Here is a 19,439-nt window from a genome sequence, read left to right on the forward strand (position 1 = left end):
CCCTTCGGGAAGAAAAACGGTTGCCGCCCGATGGCGGCCGCTGGACACAATGTCTATCGCACACGCTGCCGTGGATGCCGGTCCGTTGAGTCTTTTACGGTCCTTGGTGCCGGATTTTGCGTTTTAGACTTTTACGGGGGAATCGAGGAGTTATGTCGTATGTAGAGGTGCCGGGCGCCAATGTCCCGATCCGGATGTGGACCGACCCGTCGAAGGTCGAGGGCGGCGCGATGCAGCAGCTGCAGAACGTCGCAACCCTCCCCTGGATCAAGGGCCTGGCCGTGATGCCGGACGTCCACTACGGCAAGGGCGCGACGGTCGGCTCGGTGATCGCGATGCACGGGGCGGTCTGCCCGGCGGCGGTCGGAGTCGATATCGGCTGCGGCATGTCGGCCGTGAAGACATCGCTCACCGCGAACGACCTGCCCGGTGACCTTTCCCGGCTCCGCGCCAAGATCGAGCAGGCGATTCCGGTCGGCCGGGGGATGCACGACGACCCGGTGGATCCGGGCCGGATACACGGTTTTCCGACGGGGGGATGGGACGACTTCTGGAGCCGGTTCGATGGGGTGGCCGATGCGGTCAAGTTCCGTCAGGCTCGGGCGACGAAGCAGATGGGAACGCTGGGATCCGGGAACCATTTTGTCGAGTTCTGTCTCGACGAATCGGGTTCGGTCTGGCTGATGCTGCACTCCGGATCCCGGAACATCGGCAAGGAACTGGCCGACTTCCATATCGGCGAGGCGCAGAAGCTGCCGCACAACCAGGGTCTGGTAGACCGCGACCTGGCGGTTTTCATCTCGGACACCCCGCAGATGGCGGCGTACCGGAACGACCTCTTCTGGGCGCAGGAGTACGCGAAGTACAACCGCGCGATCATGATGGGGCTCTTCCAGGAAGTGGTCCGCAAGGAGTTCAAGAAGGCGAAGGTGACCTTCGAGCCGGTGATCTCCTGCCACCACAACTATGTGGCGGAGGAGCGGTACGAGGGAATGGACCTGCTGGTCACCCGGAAGGGCGCTATCCGCGCCGGTAGCGGGGACTTCGGAATCATCCCGGGCTCGATGGGCACCGGTTCGTACATTGTGAAGGGGCTCGGGAACGCCAAGTCCTTCAACTCGGCTTCGCACGGGGCGGGTCGGAAGATGAGCCGGAATGCTGCGAAGCGACGGTTCTCGACGAAGGATCTGGAGGAGCAGACACGGGGTGTGGAGTGCCGTAAGGACTCCGGCGTCGTGGATGAGATTCCGGGTGCGTACAAGCCGATCGAGAAGGTGATGGAGCAGCAGCGGGACCTGGTGCAGGTGGTCGCGAAGCTCAAGCAGGTCATCTGCGTGAAGGGCTGAGGGGCAGCACTCCACCGGAACGACGGGCCCCGGACTGACGAGGTCCGGGGCCTGCAGTCTTCGGTTCAGGTCGCCGGGCGCGACGCTTCGGCCTCCTGGGGTGGCCACAAAACATCTCCACGATTTCCTGGGGATGACGACCCGACGGACTGGACCATCACGTGGGTACCTCGCGGGCACAGGTGGCCGCAAGACATGACCACCGACGACAGGAAGCGGGACAGGGAACACCGGCTCGCTCCAAGCCTCGGCATGGGCGACGAGGAGCAGCACGACCGCGACGACGTGACCGGACCAGCTGAGTCAGGCTGGTAAGTTCCGCGGATCCGGGCGAGCACGCCGATGCTGCTGTTTTGTCCGTGACGAAGTTGGGCGTAACCGTGACGTCGGGGGCCATCTCCATCGGTTCAGTGGAGTCGGCGCGAAAATGTCTGCCAACCGGTTGATCTCCGAGGCGGGTCGAGGATCAGTCCGCCGGGGCGCTGGCACGATGCGCCCCATGACATCCAGGGCGGGCACGGCGAGTTCGACAAAGGCAGGACTCGTCCTGCTGACACTCGCGGCCGGACAGTTCCTGATGGCGCTGGACAGCTCCGTCATGAACGTCTCGATCGCGACGGTGGCCGACGACGTCGGCACAACGGTGACCGGGATCCAGGGTGCGATCACGGCCTACACGCTCGTGATGGCGATGTTCATGATCCCTGGCGGCAAGGTCGGCGTGCTCGTCGGCCGTAAGCGCGCGTTCATGATCGGCTGCGTCATCTACGGCTGCGGATCCCTGACGACGGCGCTCGCCCCGAACCTGCCTGTTCTCCTGCTGGGCTGGTCGTTCCTCGAAGGCGTCGGGGCGGCGCTCATCATGCCCGCGATCGTGGCGCTCGTCGCCGGCAACTTCGCCGCGGAACGCCGCCCCGCCGCCTACGGACTCGTCGCGGCCGCAGGAGCCGTGGCGATCGCGGTCGGGCCGATCATCGGGGGTGTCGCAACGACGTACTTCTCCTGGCGCTGGGTCTTCGCCGGTGAGGTCGTGATCGTGCTCTGCATCCTGGTGCTCGCCCGCCGGATCGCCGACGTGCCGACCGACCGACGCCATCGCATCGATCTCGTCGGCGCAGCGCTCTCCGCCCTCGGGCTCGGGATCTTCGTCTACGGCGTACTCCGCTCGGACGAGTGGGGCTGGTTCCAGCCGAAGCCCGACGCACCCTCCTGGCTGGGGATCTCGCTGGTCGTGTGGCTGATGCTGGCGGGTCTGCTCTTGATCTGGCTCTTCCTGCGCTGGGAGGCCCGTCTGGTGGAGCAGGGCAAGGAGCCCCTCGTGGACCCGGCGCTCCTGCGGAACAAGCAGCTCACCGGCGGCCTGACGATGTTCTTCTTCCAGTACCTCGTGCAGATGGGCGTGTTCTTCGTCGTACCGCTCTACCTGTCGGTCGCACTCGGCCTGTCCGCGCTCAAGACCGGGGCACGCATCCTGCCGCTCTCGCTGACACTGCTCGCCGCCGCGATCCTGATCCCGCGTCTCCTTCCGAACGTCTCACCGCGGCGCGTGGTCCGGCTCGGGATCCTTGCGATGCTCGCGGGTGCGGTGGTCCTCATGGCCGCGCTCGACGCAGACGCCGGTGCGGAAATCGTCACCATCCCCCTCCTGCTGATCGGGCTCGGCATGGGCGCGCTGGCGTCGCAGCTCGGATCGGTCACCGTGTCCGCAGTACCGGACAAACAGAGCGCGGAGGTCGGAGGCATTCAGAACGCCGTCACCAACCTCGGCGCCTCGATCGGTACAGCACTCGCCGGGTCGATCCTGATCGCCGCGCTGACGGCCTCGTTCCTGACCAGCGTCGAGCAGAACGAGGCGATCCCGGCCGACGTCAAGAGTCAGGCGACCGTCGAACTCCAAAGCGGCGTGCCCTTCCTGTCGGACGCCCAGCTCAAGGGCGCCCTCGACGAAGCGGGCACGAGCAAGGAAGTGACCCAGGCCGCGCTCGACGCGAACGAGGCAGCCAGGCTCGACGGCCTGCGCGCCGCACTCGCCATCCTTGCTCTGACCACCCTCCTCGCGATGTTCTTCACCCAACGGATCCCGACCACCCAGCCCCGCTCGACGGAACCGTAGCGTCGGGCAAACGCCGTCAGGAGCGGCGCACTCGCTCTCGGCGCCTGATGCAGACCTGCCCCGGCACACCCGCTTCCAGCTCAGTCGGCGTCGTCCGAATCGGGGTCATCGTCCCGACCGAGCATGCCGCCGGGAACTCCTCCCAAGGAGCAGGTCAGCTGTAGTCAGCAGGAGGATGCTGAAGGTCAGATGAGGACCGTCGAGTACCGCCCTGGTGTGATCAGCTGCCATCACAATTATGTCAGTGAAGAGCGGTACGAGGGGATGGATCTGCTGGTTACCCGTAAGGGCGCTATCCGCGCCGGTAGCGGGGCTTCGGAATCATCCCGGGGTCGATGGGTACCGGTCCGCGGTCTGGGTAACCCGATGTCGTTCAACTCGGCTTCGCACGGGGCGGGTCGGAAGATGAGCCGGAGTGCTGCGAAGCGTGAAGGGAATCGCTCATGCCTCCGTCCTGTGCGGCTCCCCACCGGCCTCGCACGGTGGACGTTGGCACTCAGCCACCAAGTGTCGGTTCACCCCCGACCACTTGCGGGCGCTATCAGGTAGTGGCAGTCCTCGGTCCATACATAACACAGTCGAACTGAAGGCCACCGGTCCTCATCGGGCGTGACATGCCGCCTTTGGAGTAATGGGTTCGATGGGCCCGTCGGCGGTGTCAGCCTGTGTGGGTTCATCACGGACGTCACAGGCGCCACGGGTCGCGGGCGTGGCCATCGAGCCGATCCTTCGGTGGCCACCGGAGAGATCCGAGTGTGTCGGGGCGTGCGTCGGCTCTGGGAGTCACGGTGAGCCAGTCGTGGGCCTGGGGCGTTGACATAGTCGGCATGCGAGGGGAGGAAGAAGCCGCCCCTCATCCAGTCCGGCGCCGACTCCTACCGCCTCAAGCCCGATGCCGAGCATCAGGACGCCCGCTCAGTGGAAACATCCCGGAGACACCCCGCCCAGTGAGTTCCCCCGAACCAGCGGGACGAAGGGATACAGGCAGCGGCTATGGAGAGCGAGCGAAGGCCGAGCGAGATCGGGGTGGACCGATCGGAGGGGTTCGGTGAGCGATTGCTGGGTGTGCTGCTGGATCGGGCACACGAAATGCCGCCGCAGCTGATTGCCCCGCTCGTCGCGGAAGAAGTGGCCAGGGTCGGTGGCCGGGACCTCTCCATCCTCCTGCAGGACTACGAACAAATGTGCCTGGTGCCGTTGCCGGGCCGACGGCTGACAGTCGGTGAACCCGAACCGATCGAGGACTCCCTCGCCGGCAAGGCGTTCCTGAGCCGCAGCGCCCTGGAGGTGCCACAGGGCGGCACTGTGCGAATGTATCTGCCGCTGCTCGACGGCAGTGACCAGATCGGGGTCATGGCTGTCACCCTGGACAACGTCGACGACGACGACCGGCGGCTGTTGCGCAGGCTCGCCGGACTGGTCGCCGACATGATCGTCACCAAGGACGCCTACACCGACCAGTTCTTTCAGGCCCGCCGTCGCGCCCCGATGAGCGTGGCCGCCGAGATGCAATGGTCTCTGCTGCCCCCGCTGTCGATGGTCGTCCCGCAGGTTGAGGTGGCCGGAATCCTGGAACCCGCCTACGACGTGGCTGGCGACAGCTTCGACTACGCCCTTAACGACGACATCCTGCACGTGGCCATGATTGACGCAATGGGCCACGGTCTGGACGCCGCGACCATGGCGACGGTGACCATCGGCGCCTACCGCCACAGCCGGCGCGCCAACACCGAGCTGTCCCAGGTGTATACGTTCATGGACATGGCCATCAACGACCAGTTCGGGCCCGACCACTTCGTCACCGCGCAGATGATGTGCCTGAACATCGCCACGGGCCATCTGCAATGGGTCAACGCCGGCCACCCGGCACCACTGCTCATCCGCGACCGCGCCGTGGTGGACCGGCTGGAAAGCCCGACCACGCTGCCCGTCGGCTTCGGCGGCGAGCAACCACAAGTCAGCCGGCGGGTGCTGCAACCTGGGGACCGGCTGCTGTGCTTCACCGACGGTTTGTTCGAGGAGCACCAAGCCGGCGGAGAACAGTTCGGCGAGGAACAACTCATCGAATGCACCAACCGCATCGTCCGTGACCACACTGCGGTGCGGGTGGTAGCGCGCGCGTTGTCCCACTCCCTGAAACAGGAACGCGGCGGCATCACCAGCGACGACGCAACCCTCTTCCTCATCGAGTGGCGGGGAGGCGACGCCGATCACCTCGCCGCCCTCGATTGAGCCCATGGCTACCCGTCCCTGACGGAGCCGAGGGCGCAAAGGTGACCCCGCAACACCAGTCACGGATCCCGTCCCTGGCGCGACAACCTCCGACCGGGCCGGGCCCCGACCCGTTGCCGGGGGCGAGAAACCGTTCCACAGCTGCTCGTTGGGGAGCAGCGGAACCCGGTCGACCCTCACCTGCCTGCCCTCAGGCGTCGGGGTTCTTGCCCTCGGTCGTCTTCTTGATCCGGTCGATCTGGAGCTTGGCGAAATCGGCGTAGGGCCGGCCTTCCCGGAGGTCCTCGCTCTCCACCCGGACCAGGGCTCCGCCGATGCGCATGAAGATCTCAGTGGTGCGGCCGGTGAAGGCATCCGTCTCGTCCGCGCCGGCCTTCACCTCCAGAGGTGTCCCCACCCGCTGGTTGCTCGACATGTGCGCATCGCGCCCCTGCCACACGCTGTAAGCATGACCAACGATGCTCAGGAGGCGTTCCACCCCGCCCCCATCGTCGTCCTCGGCGTCGTGCCGGGCGACCCGCCGTATCGCCTGGTGGAGATCAACGGGGAGGTGGCCGGGCCCGCCTACAACATGCTCGATGTGATCAGGCTGGCACGCCAGGCGGGGCTGACCCATCTCGACCTTGACGATCCCGCCGTCGTGAGATGGGTCGGCGGAGGCAAGTACAAGTGGGCCCCGTGAGCGGGCGGTTTTCGGCGAGTAGGTCCGTCGGAGTCCGACCGAGATCGCCCCCGTAAGGGATGAGATTCAGCACTCGATCTGATCGGTGGGCCGCAACTGACAGCGGCCCGGGGTCTTGTGCTGAACCCGGGTTGTCAGTCCTCGGTGGATCTCGAACGACACCGCGGCCGTACCCCCGGCGGCGTGGCCGTCCGCGTCCTGCAGCGCATCCCCGCGCTCACCGCCGCCATCTTCACTGTCGCCGTCAAGCCCCGCCCCGGCACCCGCCCTCCCGTCCACCGAGCCGCCCGCGCCGCCCGGTCCGGGGCCGCGCGGCGTTTCATGTCCGCCGTGGCCGCGGGCAAAGGGGAGCCGATCGCTGTGTATTCGACGTACCCGTGATCGGCGAAACCCACCCGCTCGCTCCGCTAGCATGTTCGAGCTCGCAGTGATCACGTTGAAATATAACAAATCGGCTGAAAATTGATATCTACGGTAACGCGAGGGTTTTCGCGAATAGGCGGCAGCCTTCGGTTGGCTGCATGGCGTCAACCACGCGTCATGCTGTGGGTCGCGGTGAGTGTGGTGGGCCTCGGATTCCTCATTGCACTGGAGATCGCCGCGCGTCGGTACGGCGAGCCGGGGCCGATCACCGACCAGGCGCGAGAGGTGGTATTCGCCCCCAAATCGGGGACGGTGCTGTACGTCAGTATGGCGTTGATGATGGTGGTGCTCACCTGGCGGCAGCGGTTCATCGCGGTCGGCGCTGCGATCGGCATCGACGTCGTCTTCTGGCTTGTGCGGTGGGCTGTTGACGCCGAGATGATGTACGGCAACGGCGCGTTGTGGGTGACTTTGGCCTGTGCCGTCATCGCCGTCACGCGCCGCACCGGCCGGGACCGCGTCCTGCTGCTCAAAGGCGTCGGACTGGCTTTGCTGCTGGTGGCCGGCCGCAAGACCGGCTACACCTGGCTGCTGATCACGTCGAAGACCCGCCCGGCGGTGCTCGACCAGTACATGGCAACCGCCGATCACGCGTTGGGCAATCCGTCGTGGCTGGTAGGCCGGATTGTCGAGGCCACCGGCACGGTCGGCGCCCAGGTTCTCAACTGGGTCTACGTTCAGCTCGCGGTGGGCGCGGTCATCGTCGCGTTGTACCAGCTGCGCAATGTGGCGGTCGAGCGCCGCTTCCCGGGCCATCATCTGGTGCGCACGTTTCTGGTCATCGGCCTGCTCGGGCCGGGCATCTACATGATCTTCCCGGTGGTCGGACCGATCTTCGCCTACGGTGCCGACGGGGGGCACTGGGCGGTGGCCAACCTGTGGCCGGACACGCCGCCGCCGGTCAGTACCCCGCATCCGATGCCCTTCGACCAGGTCACCCCGCGCAATTGCATGCCCAGTCTGCACACGGCGTGGGCTGCCGCGATCTTCATCCATTCCCGCAAGGGTCCGTGGGCTCTGCGACTGCTGGGCGCGTTCTGGCTGATCGCCACGCTCGGCGCAACGCTGGGCTTCGGCTACCACTACGGCGCGGACATCGTCGCCGGTGTGGTGTTCACGCTCACGATCGAGACGGCGCTGCGCTCGCTCGACCGCGGCTGGGACCGGCCGGGAATCCAGCTGGTCGTCTACGGCGCCGCGGTCTTCGCTGCGCTCCTGGCGTCGTATCGCTATCTGCCGATGGAGATGGCCGAACATCCGTGGGTGTTCGGGCCGCTGCTCATTCTGGCGATGAGCTCAGTGGTCTACGGCTACGTACGGACCACCAAGCTGTGGGAACGGAAGCCCGCGTCGGCGCATCTGCCGGAACCGCGACGCGAACCGCAGCCCGAACTGGTTTGAGTCATGTTGCAGCGGGTCGTGGGCTGAGCGCCTCCCGGGTGGGGTCGGCAATGTGGTTGGTTCTGACCACTCTGTGCATCAGGGTTGGCTGCAGGACACAGGAGCTGAATCACGGCATGAGGGTGCGTTGCGGTGACATCAGCACGCCCGTGAGCTGACGCGTCAACCCGCCTCGACCCATCACAACCAAGAGGCCGCTGCGAAGCTGAAGCGGGTCATCTGCGTCAAGGGCTGAGTTCCAGCACACCACGTGATCGACAGGCTCCGGACCCAGTAATGGTCCGGCGCCTTCCGCTGTGAGCGTGTCGGAGCCTGGTGTCACAGCTCGCCTGTCCGGCCAGTCGCGGAGTTCTGGAGGCTGAGCGGGCCCCGCGCCTCGGTCGGCGTACGTCGGCCTGCGCTGGCCAGTGATCACCAGTTGCGGTCACTTTGCGTAGGAGGCAGCCCGGCCTCCGCTGCGAGATGCTGATTGCACAGACAGCCGTGCTGGGTTCGGTGGCGAAGGAGGCCCTTACGGCATGCACCCCGACTACGCCGAGGCACTACTCCACACGCTGTTCACCCAGCCCCCGATAGGCCTGCACGTACTGGACCCCGATCTGCGGATCGTGCGGTTCAACGTCGCGGCGCCGGGCGCACAGGGCCTCAGCGAGAGTGAGGCCGTGGGTCGTAGCTTTCGGGACCTCGGGTTCGTTGCGGACGACGTCGAACGCATGCTCCGCGGGGTGCTGGCCACCGGGGAATCGGTCAGCAACTTCCAGTACGAGGGCCGTCTGCCGCGTGGTCCCGATGGAGTGCGGGTGCTGGCCGTCTCGGCATTCCGCCTCCAGAGCGCCGACGGCCGCACCCTGGGGGTCGCCGCCACGGTGGTCGACATCACCGAGCAGCATCGCGCCCAGCGACGGCTGGAACTGGTGTACCGCGCCGGTGAACGGATCGGGACCACCCTGGACGTGTTCCGTACGGCGCAGGAGCTCGCCGGCGTCGCTGTGCCCGGCCTGGCCGACGTGGTGGCGGTCGACGTTCTCGATTCCGTGCTGCACGGCGATGCCCCCGCTCCGGGGCCCTTGCTCAACCAGGTCGCCCTGCGACGGGCGGGCTTCCAGGCGGCGGCTCCGGAGGCGGTCCGCAGCTCGTACGAGGTTGGGGATGTCAGGCTGATGCGGTACGGCACCCCGTATGCCCAGTCCCTGACAGACCTGCGGCCCCGTCTCATTCGCGGACTGGGAAAGGACGAAGGGTGGCCGACCAGCGACCCGGTTCAGGCCCAGATGCTGCGGGAGGCGGGTGCGCACTCATTCATGGCCGTGCCGCTGGCGGCGCGTGGAGTGGTCCTCGGGGTGGCGGCCTTCTTCCGCACGAAGCGTTCACCGCCCTTTGAGGAAGCCGACGTGAGTGTCGCCGCTGACCTGGTGGCCCGTGCCGCGGTATGCATCGACAACGCCCGCCGCTACACGCGGGAGCACACCCTCGCCCGACTCACTCAACGGTCATTGGTGCCCACCCGGCTGCCCACGCACACAGCCGTGGAGACGGCGTACACCTATTTGCCGGTGGCCTCCGGCGGCGCCTGGTACGACGTCATCCCGCTGTCCGGCGCGCGGGTCGCGCTCGTGGCGGGCGATGTGTGCGGGCAGGGCATGGGGGCCGTGACCACCATGGGACGGCTGCGCACGGCAGTCGCCGCCTTCGCCGCCATGGACCTGCCGCCCGACGAGCTTCTCGAACGCCTCCACAGCCTGACCGAGGAACTCTCACGCGACTACCCGCCTGTGCAGGACGAGCGCTGGTCAGCGCTGACGGCGACCTGCCTCTACATCGTCTACGACCCATCCGACGGCAGTTGCGTCCTGTCCCGGGCCGGTCACCCTCCGCCCGTCCTTGCCCTGCCCGATGGCACGGTCCGGATCGTTGAAACCCCGACCGGCCCCGTCCTGGGGCGAGGAGCCTCCTCGTGCACCAGTACGAGCGTGGATGTGCCCGAGGGCAGCATCCTCGCCCTCCACAACACCGGGCTCCTCCAGGGCACCACAGAAAGCCGGCTCCCCGTCTACCGGAAAGCCCTGGGCAGAACCACGGGAACCCTGCAGGACACGTGCGACGCTCTGGCTGCCTCGCTGCTCCCGGAGGCCCCCGACGACGACGCCCTGCTGCTACTCGTACGTACCCGCGCACTTGGCCCGGACAAGCTGGCCTCCTGGACGCTGCCCAACGCCCCGGAGAGCGCCGCCGAGGCCCGCCGTCTGGTCAGCGGACGGCTGGCGGAATGGGACCTCACCGACCTCGACTTCAGTACCGGGCTCATCGCCAGCGAACTGGTGACCAATGCCGTCCGCTACTCCGACGGGCCGATCGAGCTCCGCCTGATCCACGACGCCGTTCTGACCTGCGAGGTCGTGGACTTCAACAACGCCTCCCCACATCTGCGACACGCCGAGGACGACGACGAAGGCGGCCGCGGCCTGTACCTGGTCTCCCAGTTCACCCAGGACTGGGGCACCCGACGCACGACGAGAGGCAAGACCATCTGGACGGAGCAGGCGCTCCACTGACGCAAGCACACCGGGGCTGAGCAGTTGGAGAGGCGGTGGGCGTGGGGCAGCCCTCAGTGCTCGCGGTGCACCTTGGAGTTGGAGGCCTGGGCACGGGGGCGGACCACCAACAGGTCGATGTTGACGTGGGAGGGGCGGGTGACGGCCCAGGTGACGGTCTCTGCGACATCGTCGGCGGTGAGGGGCTCGGCCACGCCCGCGTAGACCTTCCCGGCCTTCTCCTCGTCACCGCGGAAGCGGGTGGTGGCGAACTCCTCGGTCTTGACCATGCCCGGGGCGATCTCGATCACGCGGACCGGGGTGCCGACGATCTCCAGGCGGAGGGTCTCGGCCAGGACGCGGGCGCCGTTTTTGGCGGCGACATAGCCGGCGCCGCCCTCATAGGTGGCGTGGCCCGCGGTGGAGGAGAGGATGACGACGGTGCCGTCGCCGCTCGCGGTGAGCGCCGGGAGCAGGGCCTGGGTGGTGTGGAGCGTGCCGATGACATTGACCTCGTACATCGTGCGCCAGTCTGCGGGATCGCCGGTGGCGACGGGGTCGGCGCCGAGTGCGCCGCCGGCGTTGTTGACGAGGACGTCGCAGCGGTCGAGGGAGGCGGCGAAGGTGTCGACGGCCTGGCGGTCGGTGACATCGAGGGCGTACGCGGTGGCCTGGTAGCCCGCGCCGGTGAACTCGGCGGCGAGTGCCTCGACGCGGTCCTTGCGGCGGGCGGTGAGGACGACGTGGTAGCCGGCGGCTGCCAGTTGCCGTGCCGTGGCGGCTCCGATGCCGCTGCTGGCTCCGGTGATGACGGCGACGGGGGTCCCAGCGGCGGTCATGTCGTACTCCTCGCGCGTGTGATCTATTACGGCCAGGATAGGCGGCCTTGTGCGGGTCGCGGAGTCAGCGGCCGCGGGGGGCGTACATGATCACGGCCATGCCCGCCAGGCAGACCATGGCTCCGATCACGTCCCAGCGGTCGGGGCGATAGCCGTCGGCGACCATGCCCCAGGCGATCGAGCCCGCCACGAAGACTCCGCCGTACGCGGCGAGGATGCGCCCGAACTCGCCGTCCGGCTGGAGAGTGGCGACGAAGCCGTACGCACCGAGGGCGATGACTCCTGCGCCGATCCAGATCCAGCCCCGGTGCTCCCTGAGCCCTTGCCAGACGAGCCAGGCTCCGCCGATCTCGAAGAGGGCGGCGACGAGGAAGAGAGCGGCGGAACGGGCGACGAGCATGGATACAGGCTGTCATGCAGGAGGCCGGAGACTCGCCGGAGCTGATGAATAATCAGGTTCAATGGGGATTAATCGGTATCTTCTGACTATGTGTGCGATGCGCAAGGCGCTGTGGGCGGTGTCCGCCGCGGCGGTGATGGTGGTCGGTTCGGGGGCGAGCGCGGCCGCGGGCGACCGGGTGATCGCGCCGGAGTCGGATGTGGCGCACCACGGCCATGTCTCGCTGACGGACGGGTGGCTGGCGGTCTGGCTGCTGAGTGAGAGTCACGGCCCCTCCAGCCTCACGAACGCGACCGTGCGGCTGTCCTTCTCGGTGCCTCTGGCCGGAGCGCAGGAACTGCCGGCCGGGTGTCTGTGGGCCGAAGACCGGGTGGTGTTCTGTGCCACGGGCTCGCTGCCGGCGGGCGGGGTCGGACGGCAGCTCGCGCTCGATCTGAGGACGGTGGGCACACCGGACGAGGTCGTCGTGACCGTCGGTACGCAATGGAACGGCGGCGCGACCGACCGGAACCCGCAGAACAACGAGCACCGGGTGCTGGTGCCCGCGACCGGGGACCGGTACGTCTTCTGAGCGGGTGCCTTCCCGGCGGGCTGCTCAGCGGTCGGCTGCCCAGGCGATATAGCCGTCGGGGCGGATCAGGAGCGCGGTGCGGCGGTCCGTCGTCCAGTGCGCCCGTATGACACGGCCGGGGGCGGCTGGGGCCGCGGGTGTCTCGCCTGCCGGGCCGACCAGCACGAACTCGCCCTTGCGCAGCAGTTCGTAGAGCCGGCCCTCAGTGAGATCCAGGTCCGGTGCGCGCCTGCCCGTGAGGCGGTGGGCGCCGCGCGTCGCGCCGTACGAGACGCCGATCCCGGAGATCATGCCCATCGCTCTGTCGGCGGCGGGACGGACCGCGTTCAGGAACCGGGATGCGAGGGAGCGGGCCGTGCGCTGAAGCGGAGTGTGGGCCATGGCGAGGCGGACGATTGCGCCACTGCTGCGCAGCACCATCGCGCCGACGCGGTGCCGCTCGGTCTGGTAACTGTCGAGCAGGGCCTGAGGGTCGGGGGCGTCGCCGTGGAGGACCGAGGCGAGCTTCCAGGAGAGGTTCGCCGCGTCCTGGAGGCCGGTGTTCATGCCCTGGCCGCCGGCCGGGGAGTGGACGTGCGCCGCGTCGCCGGCGAGGAAGACGCGACCGGTCCGGTAGGCGGGGACCTGGCGCTCGTCGCTGTGGAATCGGGAGATCCAGCGGGGGTCGTGCATGCCGTGGTCGGTGCCGAGGGCGAGACGGGTGATCTCGCGCACCTCCTCGAGGCCGACGGGCTCGCTGTCGGGGACCTGGCGCTTGCGGTTCCAGCCCATGACCCGGTACCAGCCGTCGCCGAAGGGGGCGATGAAGGCGAAGGCGTCTCCCGTGCCGTTGACGGTGAGCAGGTTTTCGGGCTCCTCGGTGAGCTTCACGTCCGCAAGGACGATGGACCGGATCACGGAGACGCCCGGGAACGGCAGGCCCAGGGACTTGCGCACGGCGCTGCGCACTCCGTCGGTGCCGACCAGATAGCGGGCCCGGAGGGTGGTCCGCACGCCTTGGGCGTCCTGGATCTCGGCGGTGACCGAGCCCGAGCCTGCGTCCGAGCCCGAGCCTGCGTCCGCGTCGGTGGACTGGTGCAGGCCGAGCAGTTCCATCCCGTACCGGAAGTCGACGCCGGTGGACAGTGCCCGGCGCTCCAGCAGATGCTCCACCTCGTACTGCGGGGTGATCAGCAGATAGGGGAAGCGGGACGGCAGCCGGGACAGGTCCAGCGAAAGCCGGCCGAACAGCCGCAGGCCGGTGATCGGGGTGCCCTTCTTGACCAGCTCGTCGGCCAGGCCCCGGGCGTCGAGGAGCTCAAGCGTGCGGGCGTGCACCCCGAAGGCGCGCGTCATATTGCTGGTCTCGTGCGGACGGCGTTCTATGACCGTGACCGAGATGCCCGCTGCGGCGAGGTCGCCGGCGAGCAGCATCCCGGTGGGGCCCGCGCCCACGACGAGGACGTCAGTGATGTCGCCCGCTGCATCGGCTGCGCGGGATGTTCCGTTGGTGCTGGGCTTGCCGGTCATGGCTTTGCCTCCTGAATGCCAACGTTTGTTGGTCAACGCTTGTTGGCAAATGTAGAGCCAGCAGCGCTGGCATGTCAACACCTGTTGGCCTACAGTTGTTGGCATGACGACGGAAGCCCCCAGCGGTCCACGCCGCTCCGATGCCACCAAGGCCGCGATCCTCGAAGCCGCCCGCGAGCGCTTCGCGGCCGACGGGTATGAGCGCGCCACCATCCGTGCCATCGCGCGCGACGCCGGCATCGACCCGTCGATGGTCATGCGCTACTACGGAAACAAGGAGGGGCTGTTCGCCGCCGCCTCCGAATTCGACCTGCGGCTACCGGAGTTGGGTGCTCTGCCCCGCAAGCACATAGGCGCGGTACTCGTCTCCCACTTCCTCGACCGGTGGGAGCAGGACGAGGTGCTGACCGCTCTGCTGCGGGCCAGCGTCACCAATGCGGCGGCAGCCGAGCGCGCGCACCAGATCTTCAAGGGGCAGCTCGGGCCCGTCGCCGTCGGCGTCTGCCCGGACCCCGCCGAGGCTCCCCGCCGGGCCGCACTTGTCGCCTCGCAGATCCTCGGCATGGCGCTTGCGCGCTATGTGCTCCACTTCCCGCCTGCCGTCGAGATGACCCGTGAGGAGGTGGTGAGCTGGCTGGCCCCGACCGTGCAGCGCTATCTGACGGACGAGCGACCGTAGCTGGTGCCGTTGAGCCTGGGTCGTTGGGGAGGACTTGGGCCGTCGAGCCTTCGCCGAGTTGTGCAGAGTTGCACCGAGACTGCGCCGTACAATCTCTGCATGACGCAGAAGAGTACGGAGGGCCGCAGCGGGCTGATGGGCGAGCTGTCCACCGCGTCGCGCCGCTATATGGCCTCGTACGCCCTCTTCAACCAGGCGCTCGCCGAACATCTGCAGCTGCACCCCACCGATCTGCAGTGCCTCAATCTGCTCAGCCTGGAGCCGGAGCCCGTCACCACCGGTCGGGTCGCCGAGCTGACCGGGCTCACCACCGGGTCCGCGACGCGGCTCGTCGACCGGCTGGAGAGGGCCGGTTATGTCACGCGTGAGCGCGACACCGCGGACCGGCGACGGGTGCTCGTGACCCTCGTGCCCGAGCGCATTGCGGAGTTCGGTGCTGTGTGGCAGAAGCTGAATGGCGCCTGGTTCGCGATGTTCGATGCGTACAGCGACGACGAGATCGCCCTGCTCACGGCTCATATGCGACGGACTGTGGAGCTCAGCGCCGCGCAGGTCGAGCGGCTGCGCGGCGGGCAACTCTGAACTACGGCACCACCGCATTTTTCAGGCACGGCCCCGCGGCCCCACGGCGCTGACGCACTACGCGGCAGCGCCGCCGAATTCGCGCAGCGCGTCCTCGACGATCGCTTCCAGCCGTGCGTGGTGCGCGCCCCGCCAGTAGACGCGCTCGCACGCCGTGCACTGCGCGAAGACGTCGTACGAGCGCTGTGTGCCCTGCTCAAGATGCGCCTGGACCGAGTCCTTGTCGGTGTCGGTCAGCCGGCCGTTGCATGCCGTGCAGCGGGTCCATGGCGCGAGCACCGGCGCGAACCGCCCCAGTACGTCCCGGAGTTGGTCCTCGGGCCGGTCGCTGTAGATGTACGCCCCCGCCCAGAGCTCCCGCCGCCGCAGCAGCCCGCGGTCCCGGGAGAGCAGTACCCGCCGCTCCTCCGCCGAGAGCGCGGCCAGGGCGGGGTCGCCGATGTCCTCGTTCTCGTACGCCGCATCGACGCCGAGGAGCCGCAGCCGCCGCGCCAGTGTGCCGAGGTGGACGTCGAGCAGAAAGCGCAGCGGCGCACCGGGCACCTGCTGCGGCCGCTCGACGGAGCGGACCTCGACGTTCTCGCCCGCGCGCGGGATGTGGGACACGGCGACCTGGCGGCCGTCGACGAGCAGCCGGCCCGCCTCGGTGAGCGGGACGCCGAGTGACTCGACGACATGGCCGAGTGTCGAGGAGCCGTCGGTGACCAGGGTCGTACGGCCCGCGCGGCGCTCCGACGGGACGAAGAGACGCAGCTCAGGGGCGACGCTGAGGGTGATTTCCGGTCCGTTCACGCGGCAAGCATGTCATCGGGCGGCGCGCGTCAGCCAGGGCCTTCCGGTCCGGCGGGATCCGCGGGGTCCGGCGGGTTCCTGCGGGATCCGCGGGGTCCGAGCGGGTTCCTGCGGGCTCCTGCGGGCTCCTGCGGGATCCGCGGGGTCCGGCGGGCCTGATGGGGTGGAGCTGCGGCCGACCGGTCCGGCCGGGTCCAGTGCGGCCCGGTGGGATCCGGTCAGGCGCGGAAGGAATCCGCGTTCTCCTCTGCCCACTCGGCGAAGGTCCGGGCCGGGTGCCCGGTCAGCTCCTCGACGTTGCTGGTGAGAGGAGTGGGTGAACCGTTCGTCGAGGCCCAGTAGTCGAGCAGCCCGTCCGCGAAGGAGGCGGGTATGTAGTCGGCCATGGACTCCTTCCAGGCCTCGCGTGTCACGGTGTTGAAGGGGATGGTGCGGCCCGTGGCGTGCTCGAGGATCGCGATCTGCTCGGTGAAGGTGAGGGACTCGGGACCGGTCAGGTGGTACGTCGCGCCCCGCAGCAGCGGCCGTGTGAGGACCGCGAGCGCGGCTTCGGCGATGTCCCGCTCATGGATCGGATCGCCGTAACTGCCCGGGTACGGAAGGTCGATCGCGCCCGTGGACCGCAGTGCCCACAGCCACGGGCGCGCGTTGCTCGCGAAGGCGCCGGGCTGCAGGACGGTCGTTTCGAGGGGTGAGGCCGCCAGCGCCTGCTCGACCGCGAGATGGGACGCGGCGACCGGGTTGTCGGCGGCGCCGGGGTCGAGGACCGAGCTGGAGGAGAGCAGCACGATGTGCTCGACCCCTGCCTCCGCGGCTTCTTCGAGGAAGGCGCCGATCTGCGACGGCTCGGCGTAGAGGAAGACGGAGGTGACCGATTCGAGGGCGGCCGGGAAGGTCGCGGGGTCGTCGAGGGCGCATTTCACGGCCCTGACGCCCGCGGGCAGGCTGAGCTTCTCGGGGCTGCCGGATGCGGCGCGGACGTCGACTCCCGACTCGTGCAGGAGCGTTATGAGGGTGGAGCCGACCTGGCCGCGGCTTCCGGTGACGAGGATGGGCATGAAGGGATTCCTTCGTAACTCGGAGAGGGGCAGCCGCAAACGAAAATATTCTACGTTGCACAGAAGCTGCGTGACGCAGATAAATATCCGCGAAAGGGGCCCGCTCGTCAAGCGGGCCCCGCCCTCCTAATCCATCAGGCTGATGCGCCAGTCGTTGGACCGCAGGATCTGGCCGGGCGGGTACTCGAAGTCGCACTCGCCCACCAGTTCGAATCCTGCCTTCCTGCACACCGCGTTGGAGGGGCCGTTGGCCACGGACGGGAAGGCATGCAGATGGCGGTGCTTGTGCTCCGCCCGCGCCATCGCGACGACCGCCAGCGTGCCCGCCGTCGCGATGCCCCGCCCCTGGAACCCGGGCAGGACACTCCACCCCGTCTCGTACACCTGCCCCCCGTCCCACGTCTGCTCCCAGAAGCCGACGGTGCCGACGACCTCCTCGCTCCGCGCCAGCACAATGCGGAACATCCGGCCCTTGCCCGTCCGGTCCGCGCTCAGATCGACATACCGCTGGTGCCGCTTGATCAGCTGCTCTTCCGTCTCCGGGCCCCCCAGGTGACCCATCAGCTCCGGTGCGTTCGCAGCGCGGAGCAGGTCGAAGTCGCCTTCGGACCATGGCTCGATCCGTACCGTCGATGCTTTGATCTCCATGCCACGCACTGTAGGACGAGGGTCGGACAACCGGGGGTCGGAAGATGAGCTTCACCGGTGTATGGGCGGTCGGCGCCGTTCCCGACGCCGAAGTCGCCGCCCTGCCCGGACGGTTCGTCCATCTGACGGGAGACCTCGCGGGGGAGTGGACCACACCTCCCGGCTACGCCGAGGATCTGACCTGGTGGCTCGGCGGCGGCGACCGCGAGCCGTACTTCACGCCCGAACCCACCCACGCCGCCCTCCGTTTCGCCGCCTTCGCACGCAGCGGCGGCCCGAGCTCCCCGGCTGTCGCTGCCATGAAAGAGGCCGGCATGGCCATGCTGCGCGATGCGGAAGGGAGCGCCACGTTTGTTGCCTCGGCGCGCAAGGGCGACCCGGCCGGCGCTCTCTGCTACGGGCTAGGGGCGGAGGCCGCAGCCCGACTGCCGGGCTGGTTCGGCGACTTTCTGCTGACCGCCGCCGAGGTACGCGCCGTCCTCCCGCACGCCGAGTCCGCACTCGCCGTCACCGGGCCACGCCGCACCGAGGCCCTCGCCCGCATCGACGCCTGGATGTCGGCCATGAGCGACGCCCCGGAATTCGATGCGCGCACGCTGCTGGACGGGCCGTTGCGGGTGCTGCGGTACGCGGCGGCCAATGGCTCGGGCGCGGTCGGCGTCACCGAGAGCTACTGAGAGTTGCCAAGGGGCGGGCGCGCGTACGCGGTCGGCGGGACGCCCACCGTCGCCGTGAAGTCCCGTACGAGATGCGCCTGATCGCTGTACCCGAGCTCAGCGGCGAGCGCTGCCCAGTCAAGACCGCCTCCCGAACGGTCGCCGTCGCCCGGGCCCTCACCCATCGGGCCTTCACCCGCCGGGCCCTCGCCCGACTCGGCGCGCTCCAGCGCCTCGTGGATGCGATAGCGCAGGATGACCCACTTGGGACCGACCCCGACGTACGCGGCGAACAGCCGCTGCAGCGAGCGCGCCGACACTCCTTCCGCGGCCGCCAGCTCGGCGACCCGCCGGATCGAGCGGTCCGTACGCACCAGATCGACCAGCGCCATCGCGCGCAGCGCCTGCGGGTCGGCGTCCGGCTCGAGCCCCAGCAGGAAGGCGTCCAGCGCGGCGACCCGCGCGTCCTCCGACTGGGCCTCCGACTGGGCCTCCGACTGGGCCTCCGCCCCCGCCTGGCCCTGTACCCCCGGCCGCCCTTCCTCCGCCGCTCCCGGTCCGAGGATCCCGAGGACGGTGTCCTGGTCCGCGCCCGGCAGAACGTCCGCGATCGGCAGCCGTTGTCCCGTCCAGTCGGACACCGGCCGGTCCGGCGCGAACGGCCGGAAGCCGCCGGGGCGGTACTGCACCCCGCACACCCGGCCCCGCCCCTCCAGTTTCTGTGTGAAGAGCCGCAGGCCGATGCCCGCGACCTCGCCCCAGCCGGCCTTGTCGCCGTACCGCTGGAAGACGACGTTCACGGACGGATGGGGCACCACATGGGAGGCGTACGGCTCCGTCAAGTCCCAGTCGATGAGCCAGTAGTGCTCGAGATACGGACGCAGTGCCGGGGCGGGCTCGCGGCGGCGGAATCGTACGCGCGCGAAGAGCTCTTGGGCTTCGACGATGCCCCGGGTGTCGCGTCGCGGACCTGCCAT

At 68.6% G+C, this 19,439-nt stretch carries 20 protein-coding genes; 12 read left to right on the top strand and 8 right to left on the bottom strand.

What is annotated here, in order from left to right; all coding sequences use genetic code 11:
* Positions 1-152 precede the first annotated feature (152 nt).
* The 4 genes from AB0D12_RS07645 to AB0D12_RS07660 all read left to right on the top strand — a co-directional run bounded on the left by AB0D12_RS07645 (position 153) and on the right by AB0D12_RS07660 (position 5,691).
* A complete protein-coding gene (locus AB0D12_RS07645) occupies positions 153-1,346 on the top strand; it encodes an RtcB family protein (RefSeq protein WP_362678079.1) in 1,194 nt (397 codons plus the stop codon).
* A 499-nt stretch (positions 1,347-1,845) separates the two neighbouring features.
* Positions 1,846-3,459: an MFS transporter gene (locus AB0D12_RS07650; RefSeq protein ID WP_362678081.1), complete on the top strand. Its 1,614-nt coding sequence runs from the start codon at positions 1,846-1,848 to the stop codon at positions 3,457-3,459.
* Positions 3,460-3,648: 189 nt separating this feature from the next.
* On the top strand, positions 3,649-4,008 hold the full coding sequence (locus tag AB0D12_RS07655) for an RtcB family protein (RefSeq protein ID WP_362678083.1): 360 nt from the start codon (positions 3,649-3,651) through the stop codon (positions 4,006-4,008).
* A 444-nt stretch (positions 4,009-4,452) separates the two neighbouring features.
* The gene (locus tag AB0D12_RS07660; RefSeq protein WP_362678085.1) at positions 4,453-5,691 is read left to right on the top strand and encodes a PP2C family protein-serine/threonine phosphatase; all 1,239 of its coding nucleotides are present in this window, start codon (positions 4,453-4,455) and stop codon (positions 5,689-5,691) included.
* Positions 5,692-5,881: 190 nt separating this feature from the next.
* Here AB0D12_RS07660 and AB0D12_RS07665 read toward each other — a convergent pair whose 3' ends face one another.
* Positions 5,882-6,106: a hypothetical protein gene (locus AB0D12_RS07665; protein WP_362678087.1), complete on the bottom strand. Its 225-nt coding sequence runs from the start codon at positions 6,104-6,106 to the stop codon at positions 5,882-5,884.
* Positions 6,107-6,139: 33 nt separating this feature from the next.
* Between AB0D12_RS07665 and AB0D12_RS07670 the strand changes: the two genes are divergently transcribed.
* The 4 genes from AB0D12_RS07670 (at position 6,140) to AB0D12_RS07685 (ending at position 10,749) form a co-directional block, all read left to right on the top strand.
* Positions 6,140-6,373 (top strand): hypothetical protein, encoded by a 234-nt coding sequence (locus AB0D12_RS07670; RefSeq protein ID WP_362678089.1) that lies wholly within the window; start codon positions 6,140-6,142, stop codon positions 6,371-6,373.
* A 183-nt stretch (positions 6,374-6,556) separates the two neighbouring features.
* Positions 6,557-6,754, top strand: a complete 198-nt coding sequence (locus tag AB0D12_RS07675; RefSeq protein WP_362678091.1) for a hypothetical protein — start codon at positions 6,557-6,559, stop codon at positions 6,752-6,754.
* A 159-nt stretch (positions 6,755-6,913) separates the two neighbouring features.
* Positions 6,914-8,197, top strand: coding sequence for a phosphatase PAP2 family protein (locus AB0D12_RS07680; RefSeq protein ID WP_362678093.1), 1,284 nt, complete (start codon positions 6,914-6,916; stop codon positions 8,195-8,197).
* 518 nt (positions 8,198-8,715) lie between these two features.
* Positions 8,716-10,749 (top strand): SpoIIE family protein phosphatase, encoded by a 2,034-nt coding sequence (locus tag AB0D12_RS07685; RefSeq protein ID WP_362678095.1) that lies wholly within the window; start codon positions 8,716-8,718, stop codon positions 10,747-10,749.
* Between the two features lie 53 nt (positions 10,750-10,802).
* Here AB0D12_RS07685 and AB0D12_RS07690 read toward each other — a convergent pair whose 3' ends face one another.
* Both AB0D12_RS07690 and AB0D12_RS07695 read right to left on the bottom strand, forming a co-directional pair.
* Positions 10,803-11,567: an SDR family NAD(P)-dependent oxidoreductase gene (locus AB0D12_RS07690; protein WP_362678097.1), complete on the bottom strand. Its 765-nt coding sequence runs from the start codon at positions 11,565-11,567 to the stop codon at positions 10,803-10,805.
* 64 nt (positions 11,568-11,631) lie between these two features.
* Positions 11,632-11,967, bottom strand: coding sequence for a YnfA family protein (locus AB0D12_RS07695; protein WP_362678099.1), 336 nt, complete (start codon positions 11,965-11,967; stop codon positions 11,632-11,634).
* Between the two features lie 97 nt (positions 11,968-12,064).
* On the opposite strand from AB0D12_RS07695, the gene AB0D12_RS07700 reads away from it, so the two are divergent.
* Complete coding sequence (locus AB0D12_RS07700; protein WP_362678101.1) at positions 12,065-12,538, top strand: hypothetical protein; 474 nt, start codon at positions 12,065-12,067, stop codon at positions 12,536-12,538.
* A 24-nt stretch (positions 12,539-12,562) separates the two neighbouring features.
* Here the strand turns inward: AB0D12_RS07700 and AB0D12_RS07705 are convergent, their stop codons facing one another.
* Entirely contained in the window at positions 12,563-14,047 is a 1,485-nt protein-coding gene (locus tag AB0D12_RS07705) for an FAD-dependent monooxygenase (RefSeq protein ID WP_362678103.1), read from the bottom strand.
* A 103-nt stretch (positions 14,048-14,150) separates the two neighbouring features.
* Between AB0D12_RS07705 and AB0D12_RS07710 the strand changes: the two genes are divergently transcribed.
* Together AB0D12_RS07710 and AB0D12_RS07715 are read left to right on the top strand one after the other, a co-directional pair.
* Positions 14,151-14,726: a TetR family transcriptional regulator gene (locus tag AB0D12_RS07710; RefSeq protein ID WP_362678105.1), complete on the top strand. Its 576-nt coding sequence runs from the start codon at positions 14,151-14,153 to the stop codon at positions 14,724-14,726.
* A gap of 99 nt (positions 14,727-14,825) precedes the next feature.
* Positions 14,826-15,308, top strand: a complete 483-nt coding sequence (locus AB0D12_RS07715) for a MarR family transcriptional regulator (RefSeq protein WP_362678107.1) — start codon at positions 14,826-14,828, stop codon at positions 15,306-15,308.
* 57 nt (positions 15,309-15,365) lie between these two features.
* Here AB0D12_RS07715 and AB0D12_RS07720 read toward each other — a convergent pair whose 3' ends face one another.
* From AB0D12_RS07720 to AB0D12_RS07730, 3 genes are all read right to left on the bottom strand, one after another.
* On the bottom strand, positions 15,366-16,100 hold the full coding sequence (locus AB0D12_RS07720; RefSeq protein WP_362678109.1) for a Mut7-C RNAse domain-containing protein: 735 nt from the start codon (positions 16,098-16,100) through the stop codon (positions 15,366-15,368).
* Positions 16,101-16,318: 218 nt separating this feature from the next.
* A complete protein-coding gene (locus AB0D12_RS07725; protein ID WP_362678111.1) occupies positions 16,319-17,158 on the bottom strand; it encodes an NAD(P)H-binding protein in 840 nt (279 codons plus the stop codon).
* Between the two features lie 126 nt (positions 17,159-17,284).
* Positions 17,285-17,806, bottom strand: a complete 522-nt coding sequence (locus AB0D12_RS07730) for a GNAT family N-acetyltransferase (protein WP_362678113.1) — start codon at positions 17,804-17,806, stop codon at positions 17,285-17,287.
* Between the two features lie 44 nt (positions 17,807-17,850).
* Here AB0D12_RS07730 and AB0D12_RS07735 point away from each other — a divergent pair, with 44 nt between their 5' ends.
* Positions 17,851-18,483, top strand: a complete 633-nt coding sequence (locus AB0D12_RS07735; RefSeq protein ID WP_362678115.1) for a hypothetical protein — start codon at positions 17,851-17,853, stop codon at positions 18,481-18,483.
* On the opposite strand, the gene AB0D12_RS07740 is transcribed toward AB0D12_RS07735, so the two are convergent.
* Positions 18,477-19,439 carry a helix-turn-helix domain-containing protein gene (locus AB0D12_RS07740; RefSeq protein ID WP_362678117.1) on the bottom strand — a complete coding sequence of 321 codons (963 nt, stop codon included), beginning with the start codon at positions 19,437-19,439 and terminating at the stop codon, positions 18,477-18,479. The genes AB0D12_RS07735 and AB0D12_RS07740 overlap by 7 nt on opposite strands.

The organism is Streptomyces sp. NPDC048479 (genome assembly GCF_040651435.1).
Taxonomy (GTDB): Bacteria; Actinomycetota; Actinomycetes; order Streptomycetales; family Streptomycetaceae; genus Streptomyces.

What these genes read in the sequence shown, in the direction of transcription:
- AB0D12_RS07660 (WP_362678085.1), top strand. Translation starts at nt 4,453, where the DNA reads ATGGAGAGCGAGCGAAGGCCGAGCGAGATCGGGGTGGACCGATCGGAG.
- AB0D12_RS07710 (WP_362678105.1), top strand. Translation starts at nt 14,151, where the DNA reads ATGACGACGGAAGCCCCCAGCGGTCCACGCCGCTCCGATGCCACCAAG.
- AB0D12_RS07665 (WP_362678087.1), bottom strand. Translation starts at nt 6,106, where the DNA reads ATGTCGAGCAACCAGCGGGTGGGGACACCTCTGGAGGTGAAGGCCGGC.
- AB0D12_RS07700 (WP_362678101.1), top strand. Translation starts at nt 12,065, where the DNA reads ATGCGCAAGGCGCTGTGGGCGGTGTCCGCCGCGGCGGTGATGGTGGTC.
- AB0D12_RS07705 (WP_362678103.1), bottom strand. Translation starts at nt 14,047, where the DNA reads ATGACCGGCAAGCCCAGCACCAACGGAACATCCCGCGCAGCCGATGCA.
- AB0D12_RS07730 (WP_362678113.1), bottom strand. Translation starts at nt 17,806, where the DNA reads ATGGAGATCAAAGCATCGACGGTACGGATCGAGCCATGGTCCGAAGGC.
- AB0D12_RS07670 (WP_362678089.1), top strand. Translation starts at nt 6,140, where the DNA reads ATGACCAACGATGCTCAGGAGGCGTTCCACCCCGCCCCCATCGTCGTC.
- AB0D12_RS07695 (WP_362678099.1), bottom strand. Translation starts at nt 11,967, where the DNA reads ATGCTCGTCGCCCGTTCCGCCGCTCTCTTCCTCGTCGCCGCCCTCTTC.
- AB0D12_RS07715 (WP_362678107.1), top strand. Translation starts at nt 14,826, where the DNA reads ATGACGCAGAAGAGTACGGAGGGCCGCAGCGGGCTGATGGGCGAGCTG.
- AB0D12_RS07645 (WP_362678079.1), top strand. Translation starts at nt 153, where the DNA reads ATGTCGTATGTAGAGGTGCCGGGCGCCAATGTCCCGATCCGGATGTGG.
- AB0D12_RS07740 (WP_362678117.1), bottom strand. Translation starts at nt 19,439, where the DNA reads ATGGCAGGTCCGCGACGCGACACCCGGGGCATCGTCGAAGCCCAAGAG.
- AB0D12_RS07725 (WP_362678111.1), bottom strand. Translation starts at nt 17,158, where the DNA reads ATGCCCATCCTCGTCACCGGAAGCCGCGGCCAGGTCGGCTCCACCCTC.
- AB0D12_RS07655 (WP_362678083.1), top strand. Translation starts at nt 3,649, where the DNA reads ATGAGGACCGTCGAGTACCGCCCTGGTGTGATCAGCTGCCATCACAAT.
- AB0D12_RS07680 (WP_362678093.1), top strand. Translation starts at nt 6,914, where the DNA reads ATGCTGTGGGTCGCGGTGAGTGTGGTGGGCCTCGGATTCCTCATTGCA.
- AB0D12_RS07650 (WP_362678081.1), top strand. Translation starts at nt 1,846, where the DNA reads ATGACATCCAGGGCGGGCACGGCGAGTTCGACAAAGGCAGGACTCGTC.
- AB0D12_RS07735 (WP_362678115.1), top strand. Translation starts at nt 17,851, where the DNA reads ATGAGCTTCACCGGTGTATGGGCGGTCGGCGCCGTTCCCGACGCCGAA.
- AB0D12_RS07685 (WP_362678095.1), top strand. Translation starts at nt 8,716, where the DNA reads ATGCACCCCGACTACGCCGAGGCACTACTCCACACGCTGTTCACCCAG.
- AB0D12_RS07690 (WP_362678097.1), bottom strand. Translation starts at nt 11,567, where the DNA reads ATGACCGCCGCTGGGACCCCCGTCGCCGTCATCACCGGAGCCAGCAGC.